24 protein-coding genes and 2 tRNA genes are annotated in these 26,673 nt (G+C 66.2%); 11 read left to right on the top strand and 15 right to left on the bottom strand.

The window, feature by feature from the left end; all coding sequences use genetic code 11:
- Positions 1-58: 58 nt before the first annotated feature.
- From AC5RT8_RS12330 to AC5RT8_RS12305, 6 genes are all read left to right on the top strand, one after another.
- The gene (locus AC5RT8_RS12330) at positions 59-2,284 is read left to right on the top strand and encodes an RNA degradosome polyphosphate kinase (protein WP_494096011.1); all 2,226 of its coding nucleotides are present in this window, start codon (positions 59-61) and stop codon (positions 2,282-2,284) included.
- Positions 2,284-3,249, top strand: a complete 966-nt coding sequence (locus AC5RT8_RS12325) for an NUDIX hydrolase (protein ID WP_494096010.1) — start codon at positions 2,284-2,286, stop codon at positions 3,247-3,249. Before AC5RT8_RS12330 ends, AC5RT8_RS12325 begins: the two co-directional genes overlap by 1 nt.
- A gap of 105 nt (positions 3,250-3,354) precedes the next feature.
- The gene (locus tag AC5RT8_RS12320; RefSeq protein ID WP_494096009.1) at positions 3,355-4,158 is read left to right on the top strand and encodes a thymidylate synthase; all 804 of its coding nucleotides are present in this window, start codon (positions 3,355-3,357) and stop codon (positions 4,156-4,158) included.
- Between the two features lie 10 nt (positions 4,159-4,168).
- On the top strand, positions 4,169-4,855 hold the full coding sequence (locus AC5RT8_RS12315; RefSeq protein ID WP_494096008.1) for a dihydrofolate reductase: 687 nt from the start codon (positions 4,169-4,171) through the stop codon (positions 4,853-4,855).
- A gap of 10 nt (positions 4,856-4,865) precedes the next feature.
- Positions 4,866-5,999, top strand: coding sequence for an aspartate-semialdehyde dehydrogenase (gene asd / locus AC5RT8_RS12310; RefSeq protein ID WP_494096007.1), 1,134 nt, complete (start codon positions 4,866-4,868; stop codon positions 5,997-5,999).
- Between the two features lie 113 nt (positions 6,000-6,112).
- A complete protein-coding gene (locus AC5RT8_RS12305; protein ID WP_494096006.1) occupies positions 6,113-6,562 on the top strand; it encodes a hypothetical protein in 450 nt (149 codons plus the stop codon).
- A 16-nt stretch (positions 6,563-6,578) separates the two neighbouring features.
- Here the strand turns inward: AC5RT8_RS12305 and AC5RT8_RS12300 are convergent, their stop codons facing one another.
- The 8 genes from AC5RT8_RS12300 to AC5RT8_RS12265 form a co-directional block, all read right to left on the bottom strand.
- A complete protein-coding gene (locus tag AC5RT8_RS12300) occupies positions 6,579-7,643 on the bottom strand; it encodes a UDP-N-acetylmuramate dehydrogenase (RefSeq protein WP_494096409.1) in 1,065 nt (354 codons plus the stop codon).
- Positions 7,644-7,648: 5 nt separating this feature from the next.
- Complete coding sequence (locus tag AC5RT8_RS12295) at positions 7,649-8,080, bottom strand: MaoC family dehydratase (protein WP_494096005.1); 432 nt, start codon at positions 8,078-8,080, stop codon at positions 7,649-7,651.
- Positions 8,081-8,085: 5 nt separating this feature from the next.
- Positions 8,086-8,535 carry an FAS1-like dehydratase domain-containing protein gene (locus tag AC5RT8_RS12290; protein ID WP_494096004.1) on the bottom strand — a complete coding sequence of 150 codons (450 nt, stop codon included), beginning with the start codon at positions 8,533-8,535 and terminating at the stop codon, positions 8,086-8,088.
- Positions 8,532-8,771: a hypothetical protein gene (locus AC5RT8_RS12285; RefSeq protein WP_494096003.1), complete on the bottom strand. Its 240-nt coding sequence runs from the start codon at positions 8,769-8,771 to the stop codon at positions 8,532-8,534. The genes AC5RT8_RS12290 and AC5RT8_RS12285 overlap by 4 nt, the downstream gene beginning before the upstream one ends.
- 69 nt (positions 8,772-8,840) lie before the next feature.
- Positions 8,841-9,788 (bottom strand): DUF2797 domain-containing protein, encoded by a 948-nt coding sequence (locus AC5RT8_RS12280; RefSeq protein WP_494096002.1) that lies wholly within the window; start codon positions 9,786-9,788, stop codon positions 8,841-8,843.
- Between the two features lie 81 nt (positions 9,789-9,869).
- The gene (locus AC5RT8_RS12275) at positions 9,870-10,436 is read right to left on the bottom strand and encodes a type 1 glutamine amidotransferase domain-containing protein (RefSeq protein ID WP_494096001.1); all 567 of its coding nucleotides are present in this window, start codon (positions 10,434-10,436) and stop codon (positions 9,870-9,872) included.
- 246 nt (positions 10,437-10,682) lie between these two features.
- Positions 10,683-10,756 (bottom strand) — tRNA-Met (locus AC5RT8_RS12270).
- A gap of 74 nt (positions 10,757-10,830) precedes the next feature.
- Positions 10,831-10,902 (bottom strand) — tRNA-Thr (locus AC5RT8_RS12265).
- Between the two features lie 175 nt (positions 10,903-11,077).
- Here AC5RT8_RS12265 and AC5RT8_RS12260 point away from each other — a divergent pair.
- On the top strand, positions 11,078-12,466 hold the full coding sequence (locus AC5RT8_RS12260) for a protein kinase domain-containing protein (protein WP_494096000.1): 1,389 nt from the start codon (positions 11,078-11,080) through the stop codon (positions 12,464-12,466).
- A 129-nt stretch (positions 12,467-12,595) separates the two neighbouring features.
- Here AC5RT8_RS12260 and AC5RT8_RS12255 read toward each other — a convergent pair whose 3' ends face one another.
- From AC5RT8_RS12255 to AC5RT8_RS12245, 3 genes are all read right to left on the bottom strand, one after another.
- Positions 12,596-14,524 (bottom strand): DEAD/DEAH box helicase, encoded by a 1,929-nt coding sequence (locus tag AC5RT8_RS12255; RefSeq protein ID WP_494095999.1) that lies wholly within the window; start codon positions 14,522-14,524, stop codon positions 12,596-12,598.
- A gap of 342 nt (positions 14,525-14,866) precedes the next feature.
- Positions 14,867-15,571 carry an MOSC domain-containing protein gene (locus AC5RT8_RS12250; protein WP_494095998.1) on the bottom strand — a complete coding sequence of 235 codons (705 nt, stop codon included), beginning with the start codon at positions 15,569-15,571 and terminating at the stop codon, positions 14,867-14,869.
- Positions 15,572-15,580: 9 nt separating this feature from the next.
- Positions 15,581-16,870: a glycosyltransferase 87 family protein gene (locus AC5RT8_RS12245; protein WP_494095997.1), complete on the bottom strand. Its 1,290-nt coding sequence runs from the start codon at positions 16,868-16,870 to the stop codon at positions 15,581-15,583.
- Between the two features lie 156 nt (positions 16,871-17,026).
- Between AC5RT8_RS12245 and AC5RT8_RS12240 the strand changes: the two genes are divergently transcribed.
- Together AC5RT8_RS12240 and AC5RT8_RS12235 are read left to right on the top strand one after the other, a co-directional pair.
- Positions 17,027-18,205: an amidohydrolase gene (locus AC5RT8_RS12240; protein WP_494095996.1), complete on the top strand. Its 1,179-nt coding sequence runs from the start codon at positions 17,027-17,029 to the stop codon at positions 18,203-18,205.
- Positions 18,205-18,651, top strand: a complete 447-nt coding sequence (locus AC5RT8_RS12235; RefSeq protein ID WP_494095995.1) for a hypothetical protein — start codon at positions 18,205-18,207, stop codon at positions 18,649-18,651. Before AC5RT8_RS12240 ends, AC5RT8_RS12235 begins: the two co-directional genes overlap by 1 nt.
- Positions 18,652-18,790: 139 nt before the next feature.
- Here AC5RT8_RS12235 and AC5RT8_RS12230 read toward each other — a convergent pair whose 3' ends face one another.
- The 3 genes from AC5RT8_RS12230 to AC5RT8_RS12220 all read right to left on the bottom strand — a co-directional run bounded on the left by AC5RT8_RS12230 (position 18,791) and on the right by AC5RT8_RS12220 (position 23,359).
- A complete protein-coding gene (locus AC5RT8_RS12230) occupies positions 18,791-20,560 on the bottom strand; it encodes an HNH endonuclease signature motif containing protein (protein ID WP_494095994.1) in 1,770 nt (589 codons plus the stop codon).
- Between the two features lie 201 nt (positions 20,561-20,761).
- Positions 20,762-21,907, bottom strand: coding sequence for a cystathionine gamma-synthase (locus AC5RT8_RS12225; protein ID WP_494095993.1), 1,146 nt, complete (start codon positions 21,905-21,907; stop codon positions 20,762-20,764).
- 72 nt (positions 21,908-21,979) lie between these two features.
- A complete protein-coding gene (locus AC5RT8_RS12220; protein WP_494095992.1) occupies positions 21,980-23,359 on the bottom strand; it encodes a cystathionine beta-synthase in 1,380 nt (459 codons plus the stop codon).
- 124 nt (positions 23,360-23,483) lie between these two features.
- Here AC5RT8_RS12220 and AC5RT8_RS12215 point away from each other — a divergent pair, with 124 nt between their 5' ends.
- Positions 23,484-24,488: a DNA-3-methyladenine glycosylase family protein gene (locus AC5RT8_RS12215; protein ID WP_494095991.1), complete on the top strand. Its 1,005-nt coding sequence runs from the start codon at positions 23,484-23,486 to the stop codon at positions 24,486-24,488.
- 111 nt (positions 24,489-24,599) lie between these two features.
- Here the strand turns inward: AC5RT8_RS12215 and AC5RT8_RS12210 are convergent, their stop codons facing one another.
- Positions 24,600-26,252, bottom strand: a complete 1,653-nt coding sequence (locus AC5RT8_RS12210; RefSeq protein WP_494095990.1) for an AMP-binding protein — start codon at positions 26,250-26,252, stop codon at positions 24,600-24,602.
- Positions 26,253-26,376: 124 nt separating this feature from the next.
- On the opposite strand from AC5RT8_RS12210, the gene AC5RT8_RS12205 reads away from it, so the two are divergent.
- Positions 26,377-26,667, top strand: a complete 291-nt coding sequence (locus AC5RT8_RS12205; RefSeq protein ID WP_494095989.1) for a putative quinol monooxygenase — start codon at positions 26,377-26,379, stop codon at positions 26,665-26,667.
- Positions 26,668-26,673: the final 6 nt, after the last annotated feature.

The raw sequence follows: 26,673 nt of genomic DNA, 5'->3' as shown, positions 1-26,673 counted from the left end.
CGGGCGGTCCGCCCGTACCGCCTGCCCTGATCCGCCGCCAGCACCCCAGGGAGACACTATGAGTTTCGATACCGACGCCGAGCCCCGGTCGACCTTCGGGTCCGCAGAGGCCATGTCGGCACCGCGGGCCACGCAGGACCGCATCGATATCCCGGACTTCGGTCCTGCCCTTGTCCCCAGCGGAGAGATATCTCCGGAGCGGTTCCTGGACCGGGAGATCAGCTGGCTGGATTTCAATGCCCGGGTCCTGGAGCTGGCGGAAGACCCTGACCTGTACCTCCTTGAACGGGTCAACTTCCTGTCCATCTTCGCGTCCAACCTCGACGAGTTCTTCATGGTCCGCGTTGCCGGGCTCAAGCGGCGCATTGCCACCGGGCTGGCCGTCCCTTCCGCCGCAGGCATGAGCCCCATCGAACAGCTCGAGGAAATCGTGGCTGCCGGCTACGAGCTGCAGCAGCGGCATGCGGATGTCTTCGCCAGTCAGATCCGTCCGGCGCTGGCCGAGGAACAGATCTACCTGGTCAGCTGGGACGAACTGGACGACGCAGCCAAGACGAACCTGCACAAGCAGTTCGCGGCGAAGGTCTTCCCCATCCTTACTCCCCTGGCAGTGGACCCGGCCCACCCCTTCCCCTACATTTCGGGGCTTTCCCTGAACCTGGCCGTGGTGGTGCGCAACCCGGTGAGCGGCAAGGAGTTCTTTGCCCGGGTCAAGGTTCCCGACCAGCTCCCCCGGCTGATCTCCGTGGACGGCCCCCGCGCCGGAAACGTCGCCGGCCGCACCGCCCGGTTCATTACGCTTGAGGACGTTATTGCCCAGCACCTGGACCAGCTGTTCCCGGGCATGGACGTCATTGAGCACTACACCTTCCGCGTCACCCGCAACGAGGACCTCGAAGTGGAAGAGGATGACGCCGAGAACCTCCTCCAGGCGCTGGAAAAGGAACTGCTGCGCCGCCGCTTCGGGCCGCCCGTCCGCCTGGAAGTCACCCCGGAAATGAACCCAAACATCCGCGAGCTGCTCGAACGTGAGCTCGGAGTGGAATCGGACGAGGTCTATGTGCTGCCCGCACCGCTGGACCTCCGCGGGCTGTCCGGCATCAGCCGGATTGACCGGACGGACCTGCACTATCCCAAGCAGGTGCCGCACACCAACCGGCATTTGAAGGAGTCCGAAACCTCCAAGCCGGCCAACGTGTTTGCCGCGATGCGCCGCCGGGACATCCTGCTGCACCATCCGTACGACTCCTTCTCCACGTCCACGCAGGCCTTCCTGGAGCAGGCTGCCGCCGATCCCCGGGTGCAGGCCATCAAGCAGACGCTGTACCGGACCTCCGGCGATTCCCCCATCGTGGACGCACTGATCGATGCCGCCGAGGCCGGCAAGCAGGTCCTGGCGCTGGTGGAGATCAAGGCCCGGTTCGACGAGCAGGCCAATATTTCCTGGGCGCGCAAGCTCGAGCAGGCCGGCGTGCATGTGGTGTACGGGATTGTGGGCCTGAAAACGCACTGCAAGCTGTCCCTGGTGGTCCGGCAGGAAGTGGACGGACTGCGCCGCTACTGCCACATCGGCACGGGCAACTACCATCCGCGCACGGCCCGGTATTACGAGGACCTGGGCCTGCTGACCGCCAATGAACAGGTCGGCGAGGACCTCACCAAGCTGTTCAACCAGCTCTCCGGCTATGCGCCGAAGTCCACGTTCAAGCGCCTGCTGGTGGCACCGCGCTCCGTCCGGTCCGGGCTGATTGACCGGATAGAGCGCGAAATAGCGAACAAGAAGGCCGGCCTGAACGCCCGCGTGATCATCAAGGTCAACTCGATGGTCGACGAAGCGATTATCGACTCCCTGTACCGGGCCTCCCAGGCCGGGGTGCAGGTGGACGTGATTGTCCGCGGCATCTGCTCCGTCCGCCCGGGCGTCCCGGGACTGAGCGAAAACATCACCGTCCGTTCGGTGCTGGGCCGGTTCCTGGAACACTCCCGCGTGTTCGCGTTCGCCAACGGCGGAGATCCGGTGGTCTTCATCGGCTCGGCGGACATGATGCACCGCAACCTGGACCGCCGGGTAGAAGCCCTGGTCCAGCTCGTGGCCCGTGACGACGTCGCCGACCTGATTGCCCTTATGGACCGGTACATGGATCCGGGGACGGCCAGCTGGCATCTGGACCCGGAGGGCACCTGGACCCGCCATCACAAGGATGCGGAGGGCAACCCGCTCCAGGACGTGCAGTCCTGGCTGCTGGCCTCACGCTCCCGCCAGCGGTCGGTGGCCCGGCGCTGATGGAGGCAACGCAGTCCCCCGCCCCCGCCGTGCAGGAGGACGTTCCCATCAAGGTGGTGGCCGCCGGTGCCTTGTGCTGGCGGGTCCGTGAAGGCAACCTCCAGGTCCTGATAATCCACCGGCCCCGGTACGACGACTGGTCCTGGCCCAAGGGCAAGCTTGATGCAGGAGAGACGACTCCGGAATGCGCCGTCCGCGAAGTGCGCGAGGAGGTAGGCCTGCGGATCAACCTCGGCATTCCGCTGCCCTCCACCGTCTATCCCGTGGCGTCAGGCATGAAGCTGGTGCATTACTGGGCGTCCTACGTGGATTCGGACAAGGCGCGGCCCGACGGCAAGGAAGTCGACGGGACGCGCTGGTGCAGCCCGGACGAAGCTGCCGAAGCACTGACCAACCCCACGGACAAACTGCCGCTCCAGGAACTCGTGGCGGCCTACCGCGAGCAGCGGCTGCGGACCTGGCCGCTGATTATTGTCCGGCACGCCAAGGCCAAGCCGCGGTCGGCGTGGACCCGGGCCGAAGGCGAACGTCCGCTGGTGGCCACCGGGCTGCGCCAGGCCATGGCCGTGTCCCGGCTGCTCGTCGCGTGGCGGCCCAGGCGCGTGGTTTCCAGCCCCTGGGTGCGTTGCGTGCAGACCGTGCGTCCCTACGTCAAGGCCGAGGGAACCAAGTTCAAGACCGTCGATGCGCTGACCGAGCACAGTGCCAAGCGCAAGCCAGGCAAGGCCCGCAACGCCATTGAGGGCCTGTTCGACAAGGCCAAGCCCGTGGCGGTGTGTACGCACCGGCCGGTGCTGCCCCTGGTGTTTGACGTGCTCGCAGCCCATATGCCTGCGGACGTGGCCGCGGGGCTGCCGGCCAAGGACCCGTACCTTGCCCCCGGTGAATCGGTCATCTGCCAGGTGAGCAGCGCCGACGAGGGCAGGATCGTGTCCCTGGAAAAGTACCGGGCCTTCGACGACTAGCCGGGCTCGCCTTCTACCTGGTGACCACCCTGATCAGCCTCGCCGGGCTTGTGGCCGGCATCGCACTGCCGCTGCTGGCAGCCTGACCTGTTCTAGACTGGCGGGGTGAGCATTCCTACCCCGTACGAAGACCTGCTGCGCGATGTCATGGCCAACGGCACGCAGAAATCGGACCGCACCGGCACGGGCACCCGCAGCGTGTTCGGCCGCCAGATGCGCTTTGACCTGAGTGAATCCTTTCCGCTGATCACCACCAAACGCGTGCATTTCAAGTCCGTTGCCCTGGAGCTGCTCTGGTTCCTGCGCGGCGACTCGAATGTCCGCTGGCTGCAGGAACGCGGCGTCAGCATCTGGGACGAGTGGGCGGACGACGACGGCGAGCTGGGCCCGGTCTACGGCGTCCAGTGGCGCTCCTGGCCCACGCCCGACGGCGGCCACATCGACCAGATTGAGAAGCTGGTGGAAGGCATCCGGAAGAACCCGGACTCCCGCCGCCATATCGTCACCGCGTGGAACCCGGCCGAGGTCGAAAACATGGCCCTTCCGCCGTGCCACGCCCTGTTCCAGTTCTATGTGGCGGACGGGAAGCTGTCCTGCCAGCTGTACCAGCGCTCCGCGGACACCTTCCTCGGCGTCCCGTTCAACATCGCCTCCTACGCCCTGCTCACCTTGATGGTGGCCCAGCAGACCGGCCTGGAACCCGGAGAATTCGTCTGGAGCGGCGGCGACGTCCACATTTACGACAACCATGTGGAACAAGTCCGCGAGCAGCTCAGCCGGGAGCCCTTCCCGTATCCGAAGCTGCGGATCCGCCGCACCCCGGAGAGCATTTTCGACTACAGCCTCGAGGACTTCGAGGTCCTCGACTACCGGCACCACCCGGGCATCAAAGCGCCCATTGCCGTCTGAGAGGACCTGTATGAGCCAGCAAGCCACTACCCGCACCCGTTACTACCCCGTGGGCGGTGCTGCCGGAGAGGACGAGGACCTGCAGCAGGTCCTCGCTGCGCAGGGTACGGTACGGCCCGGCGAACCCGTCATCGGCATGGTGTGGGCCCAGACCGTTGACGGCGTCATCGGACGCGACGGCGGCATGCCCTGGCACCTGCCCGAGGACATGGCGCACTTCAAGGCGACCACGTCGGGACACCCGGTCATCATGGGCCGCCGCACCTGGGAATCCTTCCCGGCTGCCTACCGGCCGCTGCCCGGGCGGACCAACATCATTGTCTCTTCCAGCACCGGGCTCCGCGCCGAAGCCGCGGAGGCGAGCGCCGTCGTCGTCGGCTCCCTCGACGAAGCCCTGGCCGCGGCGCGCAGCAGTGCCGGCAGCGGGGAAATCTGGATCATCGGCGGTGCGCAGCTGTATGAAGCAGCCGTCCCCGTGGCCAACGCCGCGGTGGTGACCGTCATCGACATGGAGACCGAAGGCGATACGTTCGCTCCGGCCCTGGGCCCGGACTGGACCTTCACCGGCGTCAGCCCCGCTGCCGACTGGTACACCTCCTCCAACGGCACCCGCTACCGGATTGCCCTCTGGACGCGGGACCGTGAGGAAGGGCACCGTGACGCAGCCGACCAAGACGCAGCGGCACCGCTGGCCTAGAGTGGAAACCATGACTTCTTCCTCCATTCCCACTGCAGGTTTCGTCGGCTGGCGCGGCATGGTCGGTTCCGTCCTGATGCAGCGCATGCAGGACGAGGGCGACTTCGAGCTGGTCAACCCGGTGTTCTTTTCGACCTCCAATGCCGGCGGAGACGCGCCGTCCTTCGCCCCCGGTGCGGGGCGGCTGCAGGACGCGTACGACGTCGACGCGCTGGCCAAGCTGCCGATCATCGTCACCGCCCAGGGCGGGGACTACACGGCGGAAGTCTTTCCGAAGCTCCGCGCCGCCGGCTGGGACGGCATCTGGATCGATGCCGCGTCGACGCTGCGCATGGACGACTCAGCGATCATCGTGCTCGATCCGGTGAACCGCGATGTCATCGACGCTGGCCTGGCCCGCGGCGTGAAGAACTTCGTGGGCGGCAACTGCACCGTGTCCTGCATGCTGATGGGCCTGGGCGGCCTGTTCCGCAACGGACTGGTCGAGTGGGGCACATCCATGACCTACCAGGCGGCCTCCGGCGGCGGTGCGCGGCACATGCGCGAACTGCTCAACCAGTTCGGCGCCCTGAACGCTGCGGTGGCGCCCAACCTCGCCGATCCTGCCTCGGCCATCCTGGAAATTGACCGTGCGGTCCTGGCGCAGCAGAAGAACCCCTCCATGGATTCCTCCCAGTTCGGCGTGCCGCTGGCCGGTTCGGTGATTCCGTGGATCGACGCTGACCTGGGCAACGGCATGTCCAAGGAAGAGTGGAAGGGCGGCGCGGAGACCAACAAGATCCTGGGCCGCGGGACCACCGGACGCATTCCGTTTGACGGGCTGTGTGTCCGAATCGGTGCCATGCGTTCGCATTCCCAGGCCCTGACCCTGAAGCTGACCGAGGACCTGTCCGTCGAGGAGATCGAGAAAATCATCGACGCAGACAACGAATGGGCCAAGGTGGTGCCCAACACCAAGGAGGCCACCATGGCCGAGCTGACGCCGGTGGCAGTCACCGGAACGCTGGACATCCCGGTGGGCCGGATCCGCAAGCTCGAAATGGGTCCGGAGTACATCAGCGCCTTCACCATCGGTGACCAGCTGCTCTGGGGTGCGGCCGAGCCGTTGCGCCGCATGCTGCGCATCGCCACCGGCAACCTCTGATTTCCGCTTCCCCTTCCGGGTCCGCTCCCCCGTGGAGCGGACCCGGACTGCGTTAAGCCGGCGGTTGCGGGCAGACGCGCAGGATTGTCAGTGCCCGGTGGCATGGTGTTCGCATGGAGCAGCAGCAAAGCGTGGATTCAATCCTCAACACGTTCTTCACCTTCAGCTGTGTCGGGAAACAGATCCCCACGCGCGCCCGTTACCTGCGCGTGGCCCTGCAGCTGCGGCGCTACCTTGAGGCCGCGGGAACCAGGAGCCTGTGCGAGGAGGACGCCGCGCTCCTGGAGCTTGAACGGTCCCTGGAGCCGGAGGCGGCCTTTGCCCGGCTGTTCGGCGCCCAGGAGCTTGCATATGCCCTCAGCGGCTTCCTGACGCCGGAATGGTTGCTTCCGGACCTGCAGGACAGACGTACCCAGGTGTCCCTGACGCCCCGGTTGATCCAGTGGCTGTGCAACAGCTGCCTGCTGGATTCCCGCCGGGACCTTCCAGCCATCCGCAGCGCACGGGCAGCCGCGGCCCGGGCGAGGAAAGGCCCGGCCGGTGGCACCGGCGGACAGGGCTAAGCCCGCCAGCCGGCCCCTACAGCGCGCAGTTGACCAGCAGCGGTTCGGGGTGCAGCCGGATGCCGAACGCCTTGTCCACGCCCGCAGCGACGGCACGGGCCACCACCAGCAGGTCCTCCGCGGTTGCCTCGCCCCGGTTGGTGACGGCCAGCGTGTGTTTGGTGGACAGTGAGGCCCGCCCGCCGGTGCCGTCTTCGGGGGCCAGCCCGAAGCCCTTGCCGAATCCGGCATGGCTAATGAGCCAGGCGGCACTGAGCTTTACTTTGCCCGGTTCGGCCGCGGGATAGCGCGGAGCATCGGCGGGCAGCGCCGCAGCCGTCGCTTCGTCCACGATGGGGTTGGTGAAGAAGGAACCGGTGCTGTACGTATCCGGATCCGACGCATCCAGCACCATGCCCTTGCCTGCCCGCAGCCGCAGGACCTCGCGGCGCACGTCCACCGCGCCTGCCCGTTCGCCAATGTCCACGCCCAGCGCCCGGGCCAGCTCGGCATAACGTACGGGGGCACTAACGGATCCCTTGGAAAGAGCGAACTCCACGGTCAGCACGACGTAGCGCGGCGAACCGTTGACCGTGCTCCGCTTGAGCACCGAGTCCCGATACCCGAACCCGAGATCCGCGTTGGAGAATTCCACCACGGCCCGGTTGGTACGGTCCCAGGCCCGGACCGCAGTGATGGACTGCGAAACGTCGGCACCGTAGGCGCCCACGTTCTGCACCGGTGTCGCTCCGGCGAGCCCGGGAATGCCGGACAGCGCCTCCAGCCCGGAGTAGCCCTCCGCCAGGACATGTGCCACCAGTTCGTCCCACGGGTGGCCGGCCTCGGCGCGCAGGAGGGCAGTTCCGTCCCCGGCGTCCCGGATCTCCAGGCCACGGCTGGCAATGTGGATGACGACGCCGTCGAACCCGTCGTCGGAGATCAGCAGGTTTGAGCCGCCGCCGATGATCAGCAGCGGCTCCCCCGCCTCGTCCGCGGCGCGGACGGCGATAATCAGCTCGTCTTCGGTTTCCGCTTCGAGGTAGCGGCGGGCGGGACCGCCTACGCGTGCGGTAGTCAGGGATGCCAGCGGCATCCGGGTCAAAGCAGTCACCAGACCCGCACCACTGCCTGTGCCTTGACCAGGACCTTCTGTCCGTTGAAGGTCACGGTGAGGTCCACACGTGCCGTCGAGTTGTCCGCATCGACTGCGCCGATCACTCCGGTAACCTCCACGACCGCCCCGGGAGCGCCGTTGACGTCCTCGACCAGCACGGGCCGGGTGAAGCGGGTCTGGTAATCGATGACCGCGCCCGGGTCGCCGATCCAATCAGTCACCAGCTGGACTGCGGCGCCCATGGTGAACATGCCGTGCGCAATCACGCCGGGCAGGTCCACGCTGCGGGCGAAGCGTTCGTTCCAGTGGATGGGGTTGAAGTCGCCGGAGGCACCGGCGTAGCGGACCAGGTCGGCGCGGGAGATCTCCAGCGTCTCGGAACCGATCTCGGTGCCCTTGGACAGTTCACTAAGTGCAATGGACATGGCGGCTACTGCCCCTCTCCGCGGACAAGGATGGATGAAAGGGTGGTGGCTACCTGTTCACCCTCGGTCGTGGAGATTTCCGCGCGGGTGGTGATCAGGGCGCCGTCGCCCATGGCCCGGACGGAGTCCACATGCAGCTCTGCCACCAGTTCATCGCCGGCGACGATGGGGCGGTGGTGGGTGAAGCGCTGGTCGGCATGCACCACCCGGGAGAAGTCGATGCCGGCATCGGGATCGGCGACCAGCAGCGCATCGGCACGCTGGGCAACAATGATGGCGAACGTGGGCGGGGCAACCAGGTCCGCATATCCCAGTTCCTGGGCCCGGGCGACATCGAAGTGTGCCGGGTGGCTGGCCTTGACGGCCGCGGCGAATTCGCGGATCTTCTCGCGCCCCACGGAGTAGGCCGCCCCTGCCGGGTAGGTGCGTCCCTGGAGTTCGGGGTTGATGCTCATTTCTTGCCCTCCGTGCCCTTGATGCGGCGCCGGGCGTCCCTGGCACGGACCACCATCCCGCTCAGGTGCGTGCTTAGGCCCACCACAATCAGGGGAAGGGCTATGTACATCAGGACCTGGTTATCCAGGACCGCTCCCAGAAGTACCAGCAGCACCCCCAGGCCGCTGATCGCCAGGGCGCTCACGACTAGTTTCCGGTACAGGGGCGAGCCGGTTTCCCAGGGGGTATTTAGCATGACTTCAGAATACAGGGGCACGTGCCGGAGGCCCGAACGGGGGCGGGCCCGTTGAAGCGGCGGGCCCCGCTAGAACAGTGCTGCCTGAAGTGCCGGCACCGCGGTGCGGAACGGGCCGTACTCCAGCCGACGGCCCTTTAGCCGGGACAGGTCCGCGGCGAACAGGGTCTCCTCCCCATCCACCCGGACCAGGGCAGTGGCCCCCAGGACCGCCTGGATGACCATGCCGTGCTCACCGGAGCCGGGATCGCACGGATACAGTTCGCAGGGGGCCGCCAGGACGGTGGCGGACTGGGCCGGCGGCTCCCAGACTTCGTCGGCTATCCGGAACCCGGCCACCGCCAGGTCCGGCAGGAGGGAACGCACCGACTCGGCAGCCTCGGCATTGAGGGCGTCCAGTTCACCGAGGGCCAGCGGCCGGGTCAGCGCTGCGGTCTTGGTCCCTGCCCGGACCGCCTGCTGCAGGCCCACCGTTTCCGTGACGGCGTCTTCGAGCACCCGCACCACCAGGCCGTCGCCGGCTCGGGCAACATACCGTGCACGGACCGCTCCCTGCTCGGTCAGGCGGAGCTGCTTACGCCCGTCCGCGGCGGTACCGACCTTGGTGGATCCGTCGGCGAAAGTGGCAACGTACAGCCAGTGCGGCTGCTCCAGGTAGCGTCGGAGCGCGCCGGGGATGCTGGCTGCACGGTGGCTGTTGTGGATCCCGCGCACCTCGTCGCGGATGAAGCAGTTGGTGCATTGAAATCCCCGCTCGGCAGGGGCCTGGGCGGGACACGGTGTGTGGGACTGGACGCCGTCGTCGTTCACCTGCCAGGAACCAAGACAGAACTTCCCGTTTCCGGCGTGGTCCGTGAGGATCCGGAATCGGAGCTCGGTACCCGGGTCCAGCCGCTGCTTTTCGGGCTGCCCGCCGGGAAGGTGCAGCTCCAGGCTCGGACCGGCAGCGTCCCAGGAGGTTCCTGAACACAGGAACCTGCCGTCGGTGCGGGCAGTGCTGCTTCCGGCTGCGGGCACGGTTTCGACCTTCCGGTTAACGCCCAAGGGCGGGACAACGTTTTCACGTTACCCCACCCTTGTGCGGTGATTCCGGAGGTGTCAGGCGTGCTGGCCCGCGTGTTCCCCTTCGGCGATTTCCTCAACGAGCTTGTCGTTGAAGGCCGGCAGATCGTCCGGGTTGCGGCTGGTGACGAAGCCCTGGTCCACCACTACTTCCTCGTCCGTCCAGTTTGCGCCGGCGTTCTTCAGGTCCGTGGCCAGCGTGTGGTAGGACGTCATGTCGCGTCCCTGAACGACGCCGGCCTCGATCAGCAGCCACGGGCCGTGGCAGATGGACGCCACGGGCTTGTGCGCCTCGAAGAAGGCGCGGGCAAACTGCTGGGCGTTCTGGTCCACGCGGAGGAAGTCGGCGTTCACGACGCCGCCGGGCAGCACCAGTGCGTCAAAATCATCCGCATTAGCGTCGGCAACATCAAGGTCGACGGTGAAGGTTTCGCCCTTGTCCATGCCGTCGAAGCCCTGGATGGTGCCCGTCTTCGGGGACACGAGGACCGGCTGTCCACCGGCATTCTTCACCGCTTCCCAGGGGCTGGTCAGCTCGATCTGCTCCACGCCGTCGGTGAGGAGGAAAGCGACCTTCTTGCCGGAAATATCGTGCTCTGCCATGGTGACTCCGTTCGTTTCGGCTGCGGCCGGAAAACCTGCGGGCCGCAGCGGTGCTTCTACGGTGTTGGTGCCTTAATGTGGAAGCCTTGCGGTTTCCGCTGTGTCCACCCTATGAAAAACCAACGATGATAAGCAACCTTATGGAGCCGTCGTGAGGACTGGAGCGGCGGGCCGGGCCTGCCTGCGGGTACCCAGGCCGGGCAACGAAAAAACCCCCGGGATCCTTGGATCCCGGGGGTTTGCCCGTAGCGGTGGGGAGGCTCGATCTCCCGACCTCACGATTATGAGTCGTGCGCTCTAACCAACTGAGCTACACCGCCAGAATGAGTGAAGCCCGCCCTACAAAGGCCTCTGCAAAAAACACAGCCTTCGCAACGCGGGCCCTCCCATTGAGAGCCCCGACCGGGAATCGATCCCGGGACCTCCATCTTACCAAGATGGCGCTCTACCACTGAGCTATCGGGGCAACGACATAAAACTCTACCAGCACTTTTCGGGAACATGAAATCGAGATGGCCCGTTTGCGCCAAAGGTGACCAGTAACACTTTTGGCCACCTGTCGGGCGCGTGTCGCGTGGAGTAAATGGTAAGCTGATCGGCTGTTTTGTCAGTATGCTTAGGCTACGAGAAAGCGAGGGCACGTGAGCATAGTGCCGAACCATGTTTCAGAGGGCCTCTTCCTGGGTGGAAGATACCGGCTCCTGAATCAGATCGGGGCAGGCGCCATGGGCACTGTCCACCGGGCCAAGGACGAGTTCCTCGGCCGAGACGTAGCGGTGAAGATTATCCGTCCGTCAGCCACCAGCGAGATGGACCTGCGGCGCAGTGACGCCGAGGCCAAGATCCTCGCCCGCCTGAACCACCACAGCCTGGTGACCCTGCTTGATGCGGGGTCCGATACTTCCGACCGCGAATCTCCGCTGATCTATCTTGTCATGGAGCTTGTCCAGGGACTGGATCTGCGTGAGCGGCTCAAGCAGGGCACCGTGTCCCGCCGGCATACCGCGCTGATCGGCTACGACCTCGCCATCGGCTTGGAGTACATTCACGACAACGGCGTAGTGCACCGGGACGTGAAGCCCGCAAACATCATGCTGTTTGACTACAGCAGCGCGGATGCCCGGATCCGCGCCAAGCTCACGGACTTCGGCGTTGCCCTGGTGGCCAATGATCCGCAGTCCCAGCACGGTACGTTCTCCGGCACCGCGGCCTTCATGAGCCCTGAGCAGGCCCGCGGCGAAGAATCCGGCCCGTGGAGCGACGTCTATTCGCTGGGCCTGGTGCTCCTGCAGTGCCTCACCGGTAAACCTGCCTTCCCTGGCCCCGCCCTGGAAAGTGCCCTCGCCCGGCTCCTGCGGGACCCGGAGATCCCGGCGGAGCTGGGTTCCGACTGGGTGCCGCTCCTGCGCGCCATGACCGCCCAGGACGCCGCACAGCGTCCCAGCGCCCACGATGCCTCGCAGGTCCTGTACGACATGATTGTTGCCGCCCGCGGACGGCATCGGGTGGATCCGGAGCTCCTGCCGGCCGACGAGGCCCAGCGGATGGATGCGGTCCGCCGCTACGACCTGCTGGACACTCCTCCGGACGGCGCCTTCGATCGAGTCACCGCATTGGCCTCGCGGATCTTCGACGTCCCCGTGGCAATCGTCAGCGTGGTGGATACCGACCGGATCTGGTTCAAGTCCCACCACGGCACGGAAGCAGTCGAGATCGGCAGGGACCCCGGCCTGTGCGCCTCTGCCATCCTGCAGGACGGTGTGTACGTGGTGGGCGACGCACGGCATGATCCGAGGACGCTGGCGAACCCCCTGGTGGCCGGAGACTTCGGCCTGCAGTTCTATGCCGGCGTTCCACTGCAGACCAGTGACGGGTTCAACCTGGGCACGTTCTGCATTCTGGACACTGAACCCCGCACCTTCACCCCCGAAGAGGCTGCCACCCTGCAGGATCTGGCAGCAATTGTCATGAACGACCTGGAAATGCGCCTCGAGAGCCGCCGCGCAGGCGAGCCCGCTCAAAAGGGCTAACCCTCCCCCGCGCGGCAGCCGCAGCGCAGAGACCGCACTACGCAAGAAGGACGCCTCCCGCAGCGGGAGGCGTCCTTCTTTTGTTAGGCAGCGTTGCCCGGCGCCGGAAGTACCGGCGCCGGGAGCGTCCTAGTCGCGGAAGCGGGGCTTGCGGGCACCGGCGGCGGCGCCGTCGCGGAAGCCGCCTTCACGCTTCTTGAACGGGCGGTCACTGCCGCGGTCACCGAAGGAACGCTCGCCGTCGCGCTTCTTGAAATCCTTCTTGAAGCCGCCGCGGTCGGCGCGGTCGTTGTAGCTGCCGCCTTCACGCTCGCGGGCCGGCTTGCGGCCCTTGTCCAGCTCGAGGTGGATTAGCTCGCCGCCGATCCGGGTGCGGGACAGGGCGCGCAGCTGGTCCTTGGACAGGTCGGCGGGCAGTTCCACCAGGGTGTGGTCCGCACGGATGTCAATGCCGCCGATCTGTGCAGACGACAGGCCGCCCTCATTGGCAATGGCGCCGACAATCGAGCCGGGCAGCACGCGCTGGCGGCGGCCAACGGCGATGCGGTACGTTGCGTTGCCTTCGGTCAGCGGGCGCGTCGGGCCGCGGGAGCCGAAGCCGTCGTTACGTCCTTCGGACCGCTCACGCTGGCGCGGCGGGGCCTGCACGACTTCCTGCAGCAGCAGCGGGCGTCCGCCCTGGGCCATGACGGCCAGTGCCGCGGCAACGTCTTCGGCGGGCACGTCGTGCTCGGCGATGTACTTGGTGACCAGGTCCTTGAACACCGAAACATCTTCGGAGTTGCGGGTTTCCGTGATCTTCTCGGAGAACTTGGCCAGCCGCTTCTCGTTGACGACGTCGACGCTGGGCAGCTGCATGTGTTCAACCGGCTGGCGGGTGGCCTTTTCAATCGCGCGCAGCAGGTACTTCTCACGCGGGGTCATGAACAGGATGGCGTCGCCGGTACGTCCTGCACGGCCGGTGCGGCCGATGCGGTGCACGTAGGACTCGGTGTCATGCGGGATGTCGTAGTTGACGACGTGGCTGATGCGCTCGACGTCGAGGCCGCGGGCGGCAACATCCGTGGCAACCAGGATGTCGATCTTGCCGTCGCGGAGGGCCTCAACCGTGCGCTCACGCTGCTGCTGCGGGATGTCGCCGTTGATGGCGGCGGCGCTGTAGCCGCGGTCCTTCAGCTTGTCGGCCAGGTCCTCCGTGGCGGCCTTGGTCCGGACGAACGCAATGACGCCGTCGAACTCTTCGGTCTCCAGGATGCGGGTCATGGCATCGAGCTTGTGCGGTCCCATGACCTGCACGTAGCGCTGGCGGGTGTTGGCACCGGTGGTGGTCTTGGACTTGACCGTCACCTCGGCCGGGTTGTTCAGGTACTTCTTGGCGATCTTGCGGATGGCCGGGGGCATGGTCGCGGAGAAGAGGGCAACCTGCTTCTCGGCGGGAGTGGAGGAAAGGATCTGCTCCACGTCTTCGGCGAAGCCCATGCGCAGCATCTCATCGGCCTCATCCAGGACCAGGTATTCCAGGTTGGACAGGTCCAGGGAGCCCTTGGCGATGTGGTCGATGACGCGGCCCGGGGTACCGACGACAACCTGGGCGCCGCGGCGCAGGCCGGCCAGCTGGGGGCCGTAGGCGGATCCGCCGTACACGGGAAGCACGGTGATGCCGTCCATGTGGGCGGCGTAGGAGGTGAAGGCCTCGGCGGACTGCAGTGCCAGTTCGCGGGTGGGTGCCAGTACCAGCACCTGGGTGTCCTTGGTCGCCGGGCGGCCGGCCATCAGGGACAGGGCGGGAACGGCGAACGCGGCGGTCTTGCCGGTGCCGGTCTGTGCCAGGCCGACGACGTCGCGGCCTTCAAGCAGCAAGGGAAGGGTGGCTGCCTGGATGGGGGACGGCTTGACGTAGCCGACGTCCTTCAGGGCTGCCAGGACACGCTCGTCCAGTCCGAAGTCACTGAACAGCACGGTGTTCTCTTCGGTTTCGGGAGCGGCAGTTTCAACGGTGCTGTTATCCAGCGGTGCTTCAGACAAGAGGGAATCCTCATTCAATCGGGGACCAGGCAACCAAGAGGCTGCAGGACGTAAGTCCGGCGCTGTTGCAATCCCAGGCAGGACTTTCCGTCACAGCTGTGGGCCGATTTCACTGGATTGTGCGTACGACCGGTGTGACGATTTCTTTGCCGGCGCTCCCCAAAAGATGAATCTGCCCGCATAGGAATGCGGGCCCCAACACAACGTACCGTGCGGTTTCGGCGGAGATTTTCGGAGAAATCTCGATCAACCGCAGGAAAATAAGGGAATACCGGAGTGGGGGATGCTCTCCAGTGTACGCCATCCCGCTATCCGGTACGTTGTCACGCCCGGTGACCTTCGGCACAGGCCGCCGCAGCGACCGGCCGGCGCCTGCTAGACCTGCGCCTGCTGGACCTGCAGCGGGCGGCCGGATACGGCGTCCGGCGAACGGGATACCCTGGCCGAAAGCGTCCGCAGCGCCTTGAGGATCTCCGGGGACAGCGTGATTTCCCCCGCCGCACGGGAGGCCTGCAGCGCGGCGGCCTGTTCGGCGTCCAGGCCGCGGAAGACGTCACCGACGCTTACGCCGTGGCCGGGCCGGGTCAGGACTTCCACCGTGTCACCGGCGGTGATGCTGCCGCGGCGCCGAACCCGCAGATACGTTCCCACCCGACCGGCTTCTGCAAAGCGGCGCTGGAAGTTCGGTACGTTCATCCGCCGCTGGAAGTTGCGGCACGGAGTGCGGGGACAGGTCACTTCCACTTCGACGTCGGCACCGATCCGCCACCGTTCACCGATCAGGGCCTCGGTGGCATTCATGCCTGTCAGGCGCAGGTTTTCGCCGAACAGGCCCGGCGGGATCTCCCGTCCCAGTTCGCGGGCCCAGTAGTCGGCGTCGTCCTGCGAGTAGGCGTACAGCGCCTTGGATTCTCCCCCGTGGTGCTTGCGGCTTGCCTGCAGGTCTCCGGTCAGCCCCAGCGGGTGGACCTTCACGGGTCCCTCGACGGGCCGTTTATCGATGGCGGTGACGCCCGTGGCGTCCCTGGTGGGCAGCAGGCCGTGCACCAGGCAGACGGCGAGCAGTGAACCGGTTGTCATGCCAGCAGTCTAGGGCTGCGGCTCCGGGGCACGCAGCAACTCGGGCGGGTTGTTGCGCCACCAGTGGCGCGGGCGGCTGCCCCAGTGGCCTGCCAGCCACCAGGCGAGCAGTCCGATGCCCCAGAAGACGCCGATGCTGGAAGCCATCAGCCACGGTTCCGGCAGCTGGGAGTCCAGGTTCGGTGCGTTGAACAGCTCACCGATGGTCTTGGGCGAGTAAATGAAAATGACCAGCGAGGTTGCCAGCAGGATGAGTCCGGAGATCCGAAGCTTCCGCTGCCCCGGCTCGAGGTCCAGGACGTTGCGCGCCAGGACGGGAATGAAGAGGGCCACCCAGACCCAGTGGTGGGACCAGGACACCGGGGAAATCAGCAGCATCAGGAGCGCTGCCGCAGCCAGCGCGGTGAAGGTCTCTCCGCGGCTGCCGGCAATGCGGATGATGACGGCCGTAGCCGCAACGGCCGCCAGGGAAAGGATCAGCCAGGGAAGATCGACGGCGAAATCCGGGCCGCCGAAGTGCAGGATCGCACCCTTGATGGAGAGGTTGTCCACGTAGCCGGCTCCGCCGATCCGCGAGGTGTCCGGCAGCAGGTCAATCCAGTAAGTGCGCGATTCGCGCGGGAGGATCAGGAATCCAAGCGCGAACGTGGAGAGGAATCCGTAGGTCATGTTGCGCAGCCCGCGCCAGTCGCCCCGGGCCAGGAAGTACAGGCCGAAGACCAGCGGGGTGAGTTTCAGCCCTGCCGCCACGCCGGTCAGCAGGCCGGTGGGCCAGCCCTCCTTTCTGATCAGGAAGTCGGCCATGATCAGGCCGAAAAGCAGGATGTTGATCTGCCCGAAAGCCTGTGTTTCGCGCCATGGTCCCAGCAGCACAATCAGCCCCGCGCCGGCGATCGCCAGCGGCCGGAGCCAGGGATGGCGCAATACATCCATGGCACCCTGGCGGCGGAAGACATAGCGGACTGCCCAAACGGCGGCGGCTGCGGCAATGGCGACGGAAATACCGGTGAAGATGTTCAGCCCCAGGCTCTGGCCGAACGGGGCCAGCACCGCAAAAACCAAAGCCGCAAAGGGCGGATAGGTGAAGAGCAGGCTGCTGTCGGCGTCGTACTGGACCGACTTCGTATACAGTTCCCCCGCGGCGTCCAGGACGCTCTGCCCGCCGGAAAGGTAGACACTGAAGTCGAGGCCGTGGCGCGGCGACAAGTCGAAAGCTGTCCATACGAGCAGCCCGGCAAGTGCCAGCGCCCCCAGGGTCGCAACGGTCCGCACGAAGGCGGATCGGTGGATCTGGCCCATTGTTCTCCCTGTAAAGTCGCCGGCCGCGCTTGTGGCGCGGCATAGCGTTGTCCGGCGATATTGATCATGGCAAGTCTACCGGCCAGCCGGCTCCGCCTCCCTGTTCGGGAGCAGGCGATAGGCTGGCCGGACCAGATCAGCAAGCGAAAGGTTCCCATGTCCCCCGCGCTTCTAGCCCTCACCAACGCTCGCGTGGTTCCTGTCACGGGTCCTGTCTTCCACGGCACGGTCCTCGTCGAAGACGGACGGATCCGCGATCTGGGTCCCGGCGTCGTTGTGCCTGACGAGGCGGAGGTGTTCGACGCCGGCGGGCAGTGGCTGCTGCCGGGCCTCGTGGATGCGCATACCCACCTGGGCGTGCATGAAGAGGGCGAAGGCTGGGCCGGCAACGACTCCAACGAAATGACGGACCCTGTCATGGCGGGGGTCCGCGCACTGGACGCCGTGAACCCCTTCGACACGGGGTTCGACGACGCCCTTGCCGGCGGAGTGACCACCGCGAACATCAATCCCGGATCCGGTAACCCGATCGGCGGGCAGGCGGTTGCCCTGCACACGCACGGGCGCTATCTGGAGGAAATGGTGCTCCGGGTGCCCAGCGGCCTGAAATCCGCGCTGGGTGAGAACCCGAAGCGGATCTACAGCGACAAGAAGCAGACTCCGTCCACCCGGCTGGGGACCGCCATGGTTATCCGCCAGGCCTTCATGGAGGCGCAGAACTACATGGGCAAAGCGGAACCAAACACTCGTGACCCGCATATGGAGGCTCTGGCCATGGTGCTGCGGCGGGAAATCCCGTGGCGCCAGCATGCCCACCGTGCCGATGACATCGGTACAGCGCTGCGCCTCGCCGACGAGTTCGGCTACGACCTGGTGCTCGACCACGGGACCGAGGCACACCTGCTTGCCGACGTACTTGCCGAGCGGGGCGTGCCGGTCCTCATCGGCCCGCTGTTCACCACCCGTTCGAAGGTGGAACTGCGCGGCCGCAGTATGGCCAACCCGGGAAAACTCGCGGCTGCCGGAGTGGAGATCTCCATCATCACCGACCATCCCGTGGTTCCCATCAACTTCCTGATCTTCCAAGCTGCGCTTGCGGTGAAGGAGGGACTGGACCGCGACGAGGCACTGCGTGCCGTGACGATTAATCCGGCTCGGGTGCTGGGTCTTGCGGACCGGCTCGGTTCACTGGAGCCGGGCAAGGATGCGGACTTGGTTCTGTGGAGCGGTGATCCGCTGGACGTGATGCAGCGGGCGCTGAAGGTGTGGATCGGCGGTCGGGAAGTCTACCGCTACGACCTTGCTGCCCGCGAACAGATTGTGGCGCCGCGCTGATGGGCAATACCCCTGCACCTCCTGTCGGACCTGGCACTCCCGTACCTCCGCGGCGCACTCCCCCGCCCGGCATCATCCGGGCTGCCGGGGCCGTCTGGCTGGCTGCTGCTGCCCTTGTGGCCGTTGCCGGTGTGTCCTTCATTGTTGCGGCCCGGACACAGCCTCAGGACAGTACGGCCCTGACGATGCTGGGGATACTGGCTCTGGTGCTCGCCGCACTGAGTGCCTACAGCGTGCTGCGGCTGCGCTCCGGTAAGCGCAGCGCCCGGGAAACACTGAGCAGTATCGGCGTGATTGCGGGAGTTCCGCTTCTGTTTCGCGGGCCTGCCCTCATCGCCGTAGGCGTAGTGCTGCTGGCCGGTACGGTGCTGCTCTGGCTGCCGCAGAGCAACAAGTATTTCCAGCTTCGCGACCCGAAGAAACGTAAGGCCCGCAGGCAACGTTAGACGCCCGTTCAGCAGCAGTCGGGTTTTGGGTGCCCGGTGGCCGGTGACCGGTTCCGGTGTCCGGTGCCAGACCGTGCGCCGGGTGCCGGGTGCCGGGTAAAGGGTGCGGGCGCCATCCAGGTGCCAGCCAGATGCCAGGCTAAAACGGCGGCACGGGTTCCTGCAGGGGCCTGGTCTCCTTATGGTCCGCCCGCGGATCGTTCCCTTGCGGGTCCGGTCCTTGATGCGGCACGCCGAGTTCCAGGAACGGTTCAGTGCGGTAGGTCCGTCCGGTAGGTGAGGTCCACTCGATCGCCCCGGGCTCGGGTTGGCTGGCCTTCCAGTAACCGAGGGTCTTGAACCGGTGGTGCCTTCGGCACAAATGTTCAAGGTTTCCGTGGTCCGTGGGTCCGCCTTTGGCCCAGTCGGTGGTGTGGTCGATTTCCGAGAGTGCGGTGCTGACCCGGCAGCCGGGGAACCGGCAGGTTCCGTCCCTCGCGCGCAGCCAGCGAGCCAATCCTGCCGGAACTTTCCGCCGCCGACCAACACCGAGGATTTCTCCGGTGTCCGGGTCCTGGACCAGTCCGGTCCAGTGAAGGGCGTTACGAGCCAGCCGCCGTGCTGCATCGGCACTGATGGGTCCATAGCCGTGCAGTTCTGCGGACTGTTCGTCCGCGCCGAAGAGGGTCTCGGCGTTGATCAGGACCATGATCTCAGCCCGCGGCAGGACGCCGAAGGCATCCTCATCGCCGGTATCATTGTCCGTCTCTACCCCTGGCCCGCAGGGCCCGCGATCTGCGCTCGTTTCGTGGCCTGCCGCGGTTCCGTCGGCTCTGCGGCTTTCCCCTGTTCCCCCGGTTTCGCCCGTTCCGGTGTTCCGGCGTGCTCTGTCCCGGCCCGTTCCGCTGTTCCGGCGCCCCCTGTCCCGACCATCTCTTTCGGGACCGGTCCCGGTCCGGCCGCTCCCAGTCCCGGTTTTGCTGGCCGTACTGCCAGTTCCACCCGCCCTATGCGATCCGAGGCCGCCCATCAGCAGCTGGGTCAGAATATCCGCACGCAGCTGGTCCCGGGTCCGCGGGTCCCCGTCGGCTTGCTCACCCTGGGCAGCAGTACTCAAGGCCGTATAGATCTGCTGCGCTTCGGCCGCCCGGAGGTGGGCAGCCAGCCAGGACATCCCGTCCTCATCCCGGTCCAGGACCACCCGGCGCTTCTCGAAAGCACTCAAATGCCGTTCCGGGACGGTCTCCGGATACCGGTTCTCCCGCAGATGCCGGGCCTTGGCAGAGAACTGGCCCCGGGTCTTCCCCGCAGCAGCCGTGAGCAGGTCAGCCTCGAAGCCGGGCAGCACGTCGGCAGGAAGATTCTGGGTCTGGTCCAGCACCACCTGCGCATGCCCGTAGCTCAACTGTCCCTGTTCGAGCCTGGCCAGGGTTGCGGTGTGCGTGTCGCAGAGCCTGCCAGCTTCGGACATCATTCCCTGCGCGGTGGTCTGCGGAACGTTCAGGATGGTCGCGCATTCACAGGACGCCAGACTGAAAGCCATGCCCGGGTCCACGCTGAGCACCGTACCGTCCTCGGTCTGGAAGCTCTCCCGAAAGAGTTCCTCCATCCGGTGCATCAGCCGGACCTGCTGGGCCTGGGCCCACCGGATCAGATGCGCCACCCGGGCCAGGGCATCACCGGCGGCATGTTCATCGAAGGCTTCCAGGTTCTGCAGGGCCAGCACACCGGTATAACCATCCGGGTAGCCGGATCCAGGCCCGGCAGGTGAGGCGCCAGCGGCGGCATCCCCGGCAACCAGTTCCGCCCGGTACACCGACAAAGTGCACGCGGCACGTGCCGCTTCGGTCTCACCAGCAGCACCATCCGCCTGCCGGCCTTTGCCCGTCTGATCTTCGGTTATCCGTCCGGTGTTCCCGTCCTGATCCATGCTTAAGGATTTCATCCGGCACTGACATTTCCGGCCCGAAATCAGGCTAAAACCGGCCCCTCCGGAAAACCCGAAATACCCGTCTTTCAGAGCCGACTACTTGGACCCGGAACCTCAACTAGGGCGGCCCGTGAAGGGCGGCCATGAAAGGAACGCTACCCCCACCACCCCGGGCCTGCCGCCGAAGTCCCGCCCTTCCGGCTAGAGCTGCCCCAACGCCGAGTCCAGATCCGCAATCAGATCCTCGACATCCTCCAGCCCCACGGAAAGCCGCAACAGGTTCTCCGGTACGGCAAGTTCGGTGCCCTTGACCGAGGCGTGCGTCATTTCCGAAGGGTAGTTCATGAGCGATTCCACCCCGCCCAGAGACTCGGCCAGCAGGAACAACCGCGTCGATTCGGCAACCTTCCGGGCTGCAGCCTCGCCTCCCTTGAAGGACACCGACACCATGCCGCCGAAGTCCTTCATCTGTGCTTTGGCAAGGTCATGCCCCGGATGCTCTTCCAGCCCCGGATAGAACACCTGCTCCACGGCAGGCTGTTCCTTCAGCCACTTCGCCACGGCCGTCGCGCTGGCGGAATGCCGGTCCATCCGCACCGCGAGGGTCTTCAGGCCGCGGGTGGTCAGCCAGGCCTCCATCGGCGCAGATACCGCACCGACGGCAAACTGGATGAACCCGACGTCCTCCGCCATCGCGTCGTCGTTCAGGATCACGGCACCGCCCACGGCATCGGAATGCCCGCCGATGTATTTGGTGGTCGAATGCACAACGACGTCGGCCCCCAGCGACAGCGGCTGCTGCAGGTACGGGGACGCAAAGGTGTTGTCCACGACCAGGAGGGCACCGGCGTCGTGCGCTGCCTGCGCCGCTGCACCGATGTCGCTGATCTTCATCAGAGGGTTCGACGGCGTTTCCAGCCAGACGATCTTCGTGTTCCCGGCGGCGACGGCGGCAGCAACAGCAGCCGCATCGGACATGTCCACCACCGCACTGGTGACCCCCCACTTGCCCAGCACCTTGTTGATCAACCGGTAGGTTCCGCCGTAGGCATCGTTGCCGAGCACGATATGGTCCCCGGGAGCCAGCACTCCCCGGATGAGGGCGTCCTCCGCGGCCAGGCCGGAGCTGAAGGAAAAAGCATGCTTTCCGCCTTCCAGCGCAGCAAGCTGCTGCTGCAGCGAATCCCGGGTGGGGTTGGTGCCCCGCCCGTACTCGTAGCCGTTGCGCAGCCCGCCGATGCCGTCCTGGGCATAGGTGGTGCTCTGGTACAGAGGCGGAATAACGGCTCCGGTGGTGGGATCCGGGGCCTGGCCCGCATGGATGGCACGGGTGCTGAAGCTGGTCATGGTGTTCTCCTTGTGCCGGCCGGAGCCGGCAGATGGGTGTCGAAAGCGTGCCTGCGAACGGCTGGCTGTCGGTTAGAGGCTCAGGTACGAAAGTAGGTCGTGCCGGGTCAGCATGCCAACGGCTGCGCCATCGGAGGTAACCATGACGGCGTCGTCCTCCTGCAGCTTTGAACGCGCCGCAGCCACCGTGTCCGCCGTGCCCACCAGGGCCGGACGCGCCCCCATGTGTTCGCTGATCCGGTCCGTGGGCTTGGCCTCGCCGCGGAACAGCTTCTCCGTCAGCGAGCGCTCATCCACGGAGCCGAGGACTTCGCCAAGGACCACCGGCGGTTCCTGTGCGAGGACCGGCAGGCAGGAGACGCCGTATTCATTCATGATGGCAATGACGTCCCGCACCGTTTCGTTCGCATGGGTATGGACCAGGTCCGGGAGCGAACCGTCCTTGGTGGAGAGCACATCCCGCACCAGGGCCTGCTCCCCGCCGTCCTGGAGGAAACCGTAGGAGCGCATCCAGTCGTCATTGAAGATCTTGCCCATGTACCCGCGGCCGCTGTCCGGGAGCAGGACCACAACGACGTCGTCGGGACCCAGCGAGCGCGCAGCCTCGAGTGCCGCCGTCACTGCCATGCCCGAGGAACCGCCTACCAGCAGGCCCTCCTCGCGGGCGAGGCGGCGGGTCATGGCGAAGGAGTCGGCGTCCTTCACCGCAATCACCTCATCCGGCACGGAAGGGTCGAAGTTGTCCGGCCACATGTCCTCCCCGACCCCTTCGACGAAGTAGGGACGTCCGGTACCGCCGGAGTACACCGATCCCTCCGGATCGGCGGCTATCACGCGCACCGGCCCGGAGGTCCGGTCCGCAGAGACGTCCTTCAGGTAGCGCCCTGTGCCGGTGATGGTCCCTCCCGTACCGGCACCCGCCACGAAGTGCGTCACCCGGCCGTCGGTATCGGCCCAGATTTCCGGGCCGGTGGACTCGTAGTGGCTGGCGGGGGCCGACGGGTTGGAGAACTGGTCCGGCTTGTACGCCCCGTCGATCTCCCGCACCAGCCGATCGGAGACTCCGTAGTAGGAGTCGGGGCTGTCCGGAGCAACCGCCGTCGGCGTCACCACTACCTCGGCACCGTAGGCCCGCAGGACGTCGCGTTTCTCCACGCCCACCTTGTCGGGGGTGACGAAGATGCACTTATAACCCTTCTGCTGGGCCACCAGCGCCAGCCCGACGCCGGTGTTGCCGCTGGTGGGCTCCACCACCGTGCCGCCCGGCACCAGCTTTCCCTCACGCTCGGCCGTCTCGATCATCTTCACGGCAATGCGGTCCTTCACGGATCCGCCCGGGTTCAGGTACTCCAGTTTCACCAGGACCGTGGCACTGATGCCCTCGGTCACATGGTGAAGCTTCACCAAGGGAGTGTTGCCGATCAGGTCCAGGACGGTGTTGGCATACTTCATGTGACCCACGTTACTTGTTCGTTCCACCTATGGCATGGGGGGCGGAACGCGGCGTAGCAAAAGCCACATTTCGGCGGCCCGGCGTACGGCCGGAAGCGGGGGCGGTACGTGCAACGATAGGTGCATGTCCTTCACTGCCGCTGTTCCAGCGCGGCCGCAGCAGTCCGCTCCGCCGGCCGGGAATTCCGCTGCCGCCCTGGTGCGTTACTGGGAATCCCCCGCCCCGTACTGCCTGCAGACATCGCTGCGCATCCTGGTCCGTGGAAAACAGGACCCCACCATCCGGCTAGGTCCAGGCGTCGCCTGGCTTACCTTCCTCACCCCGGAGGGTCCGGCAACCCTGAACCTGCGTGAGGAACCCGCCCCCGCCCCGGGCGCCCGGGTCCGCGCCTCCGCCTGGGGGCCGGGTGCCGAATGTGCCCTGGCTTCAGTGCCTGCCCTGCTCGGGGAACAGGACGACTGGTCGGATTTCGACGACGATTCCTTCCTCGCGACGCTGCCCCGGATGGTCACCGAGACCCGGCGCCGCAACCTTTCCCTGCGGCTGCCCAGCACCGGCCGGATCATGGACAGCCTGATCCCCGTGGTGCTGGAGCAGAAGGTCACCGTGCTGGAGGCGTACTACGCCTGGCGCTACCTCGTCACCAAATACGGCACCGATGCGCCGGGGCCCGCCCCTGCAGGCATGAAGGCCGCCCCTGCCCCGGAAATCTGGCGGAGGATCCCCAGCTGGGACTGGCATCAGGCACGCGTGGACCATTCGCGCTCCAGCACCATCCTGCGGGCCTGCGCGCTGGCCTCCGGGCTGGAGCGGCTGGCCGCGGAGCCGCTGGGTGCGGAGCTGACTGCCAAGCTCTGCTCGGTTCCCGGAATCGGAGTGTGGAGCGCCGCGGAAATCACCCAACGGACCCACGGTGCTCCGGATTCCGTCTCCGTCGGCGACTACCATCTCGCCGCCTACGTGGGTGCGGCCCTCACCGGGAGGCGGACCGACGACGCCGGCATGCTGGAGTTGCTCGCCCCCTGGCACGGACACCGCCAGCGGGTGGTGCGGATGATCATGCTGAGCGGTTACCGCAAACCCACCTACGGGCCGAAGCTCGCCCCGATGGACCACCGCCGCCGCTGAGGCAGGGTGCCTGGCCGGGTCGCGGCCGGGTCGGCGGCAACGAAATCCACCGCCCACCGACCTCGCAGGAAAGCCCCCGGGCCCGTCCCCGCGAACGTCCGCTCACTCCAGCTAGGAGGCCGCCGGTTTCCCGCTGGCTGCCAGCCCGCTCACGGCTTCCTCGCGCATGGCAACCTTGCGGATCTTGCCGGAAACCGTCATAGGGAAGCTGCCGCGGATCTGCACGTACCGGGGAATCTTGTAGTGGGCCAGCCGGTCGCGGCAGAACTCCGCTATGGCTTCCGCGTCCGGCACCGGCGCACCGGGGACCGGAATGATGCAGGCCATAAGTTCCTCTCCGTACCGCTCATCCGGAACACCGATCACCTGGACATCGGAGATCGAAGGGTGCGTGTAGAGGAACTCCTCGATTTCCCGCGGATAGATGTTCTCCCCGCCGCGGATGACCATGTCCTTGATGCGTCCCTCCACGCTGAGATAGCCTTCTTCGTCCATTCGAGCCAGGTCCCCGGTATGCATCCAGCCCTCCGGGTCGATGGCCTCAGCGGTTGCCTCCGGCTGGTTCCAATACCCAGCCATCACGCTGTAGCCGCGGGTGCACAGTTCACCGATTTCGCCGTAGGGCACCTGCTTCCCCGTTCCCGGATCCACCACCTGGCTTTCCAGATGGGGCATGGTGCGCCCCACGGTGCGGGTGCGGCGCGCCAGCGAGTCCCCCCGCCGGGTCATGGTGGACACCGGAGAGGTTTCGGTCATCCCGTAGCAAATGGCCACTTCGGCCATATTCATTTCCCCGATCACCCGCTTCATGATCTCCTCCGGGCAGGGCGACCCGGCCATTACGCCGGTGCGCAGTGAGGAAAGGTCATACCGGTCAAAGTCGGGCAGCCCCAGTTCGGCGATGAACATGGTCGGCACCCCGTACAGCGATGTTCCCCGGTGCGCTTCGACAGCGGCGAGCGCCTGTCCGGCGTCGAAGGTCCGGGACGGAATGATGGTTGCGGCCCCGTGCGAGAGGGCGGCCAGGTTTCCGATGACCATCCCGAAGCAGTGGTAGAACGGCACCGGAAGGACCACGCGGTCCGCCTCCGTGTAGCCCAGCAGCTCGCCGATGAAGTAGCCGTTATTCAGGATGTTCGAATGGGTCAGCGTTGCGCCCTTGGGGAAGCCGGTGGTTCCGGAGGTGTACTGGATGTTGATGGGATCCCCGGGCTGCAGTCCGGCCATCCGTTCCGCCAAGGCAGCTGCCCCCGGCTTCCCCGACTCGCTGCCTTCCGCCTCCAGAGCGGCGAAAGTGTCGGCACCGTCACCGGAGAGGAACACCAATTCCGTCAGGCTGTCTCCGCTCTCCAGTGCGGTCCGGGCCATGGCCTCGTAGTCGTTGCGCTGGTCACTGGGAGCGGTGAGCAGCATCCGCATGCCGCTCTGTTTCACCACGAAGTCCAGCTCGGACTGCCGGTAGGCCGGGTTGACGTTCACCAGGATGGCACCGATTTTGGCTGTGGCGTACTGCGCGACGGTCCATTCCGCACAGTTCGGTGACCAGATGCCTACCCGGTCTCCGGTGTGGATGCCTCGGGCCATCAGGCCGGCGGCGACGTCGTTGACCTGCCGGTCCAGCCCGGCATAAGTCCAGGACCTTCCGGTGGGGACGTCGATCAATGCGGGGGCGTCTGGGAAGCGGCGCACCGTCCGCTCGAAGTTTTCCCCGATGGTTTCCTCCAGCAAGGGAATCTGAGACGGGGAAGCGGCATATGAAGGCAAGGCAGACTCCTTTGGCTGCGGAACTAAGTGGCCGCAACGCTACCAAGAGATCCAAGCGCTGCGAAGAGTGCCGCGACACGGCGGTTCGGCCCTAGGCACGGCGATTCAGCCCTAAGGTGGGGTCATGACTGAAGAAACCGCTGCCCCCATCAACCTGCGTGCCACCATGGTCCCGAACGCCGGCGAGCACGTGCGCGTGAAGCTGGCCCTGGAGATCGCCATTGAGCAGGTACGGCAGGAATCGGGCTGCCTGCGCTACGAAATCATTGAGGACTCGGAGTCAGTCATTGTGCTGGCGGAACAGTGGGCCTCCCGCGAGGACCTGGAGCGCCACGCCCGTGGTGCAGCCCTCCAGGACCTGCAGGAATCCCTCAGCGCCCTGCTGGCCGAACCGCTGAAGGTGGAACAGGTCTAACTCCTC

The sequence above is a fragment of the Arthrobacter sp. Ms25 genome (assembly GCF_059090365.1).
This window is presented reverse-complemented; position numbering and strand designations above follow the sequence as displayed.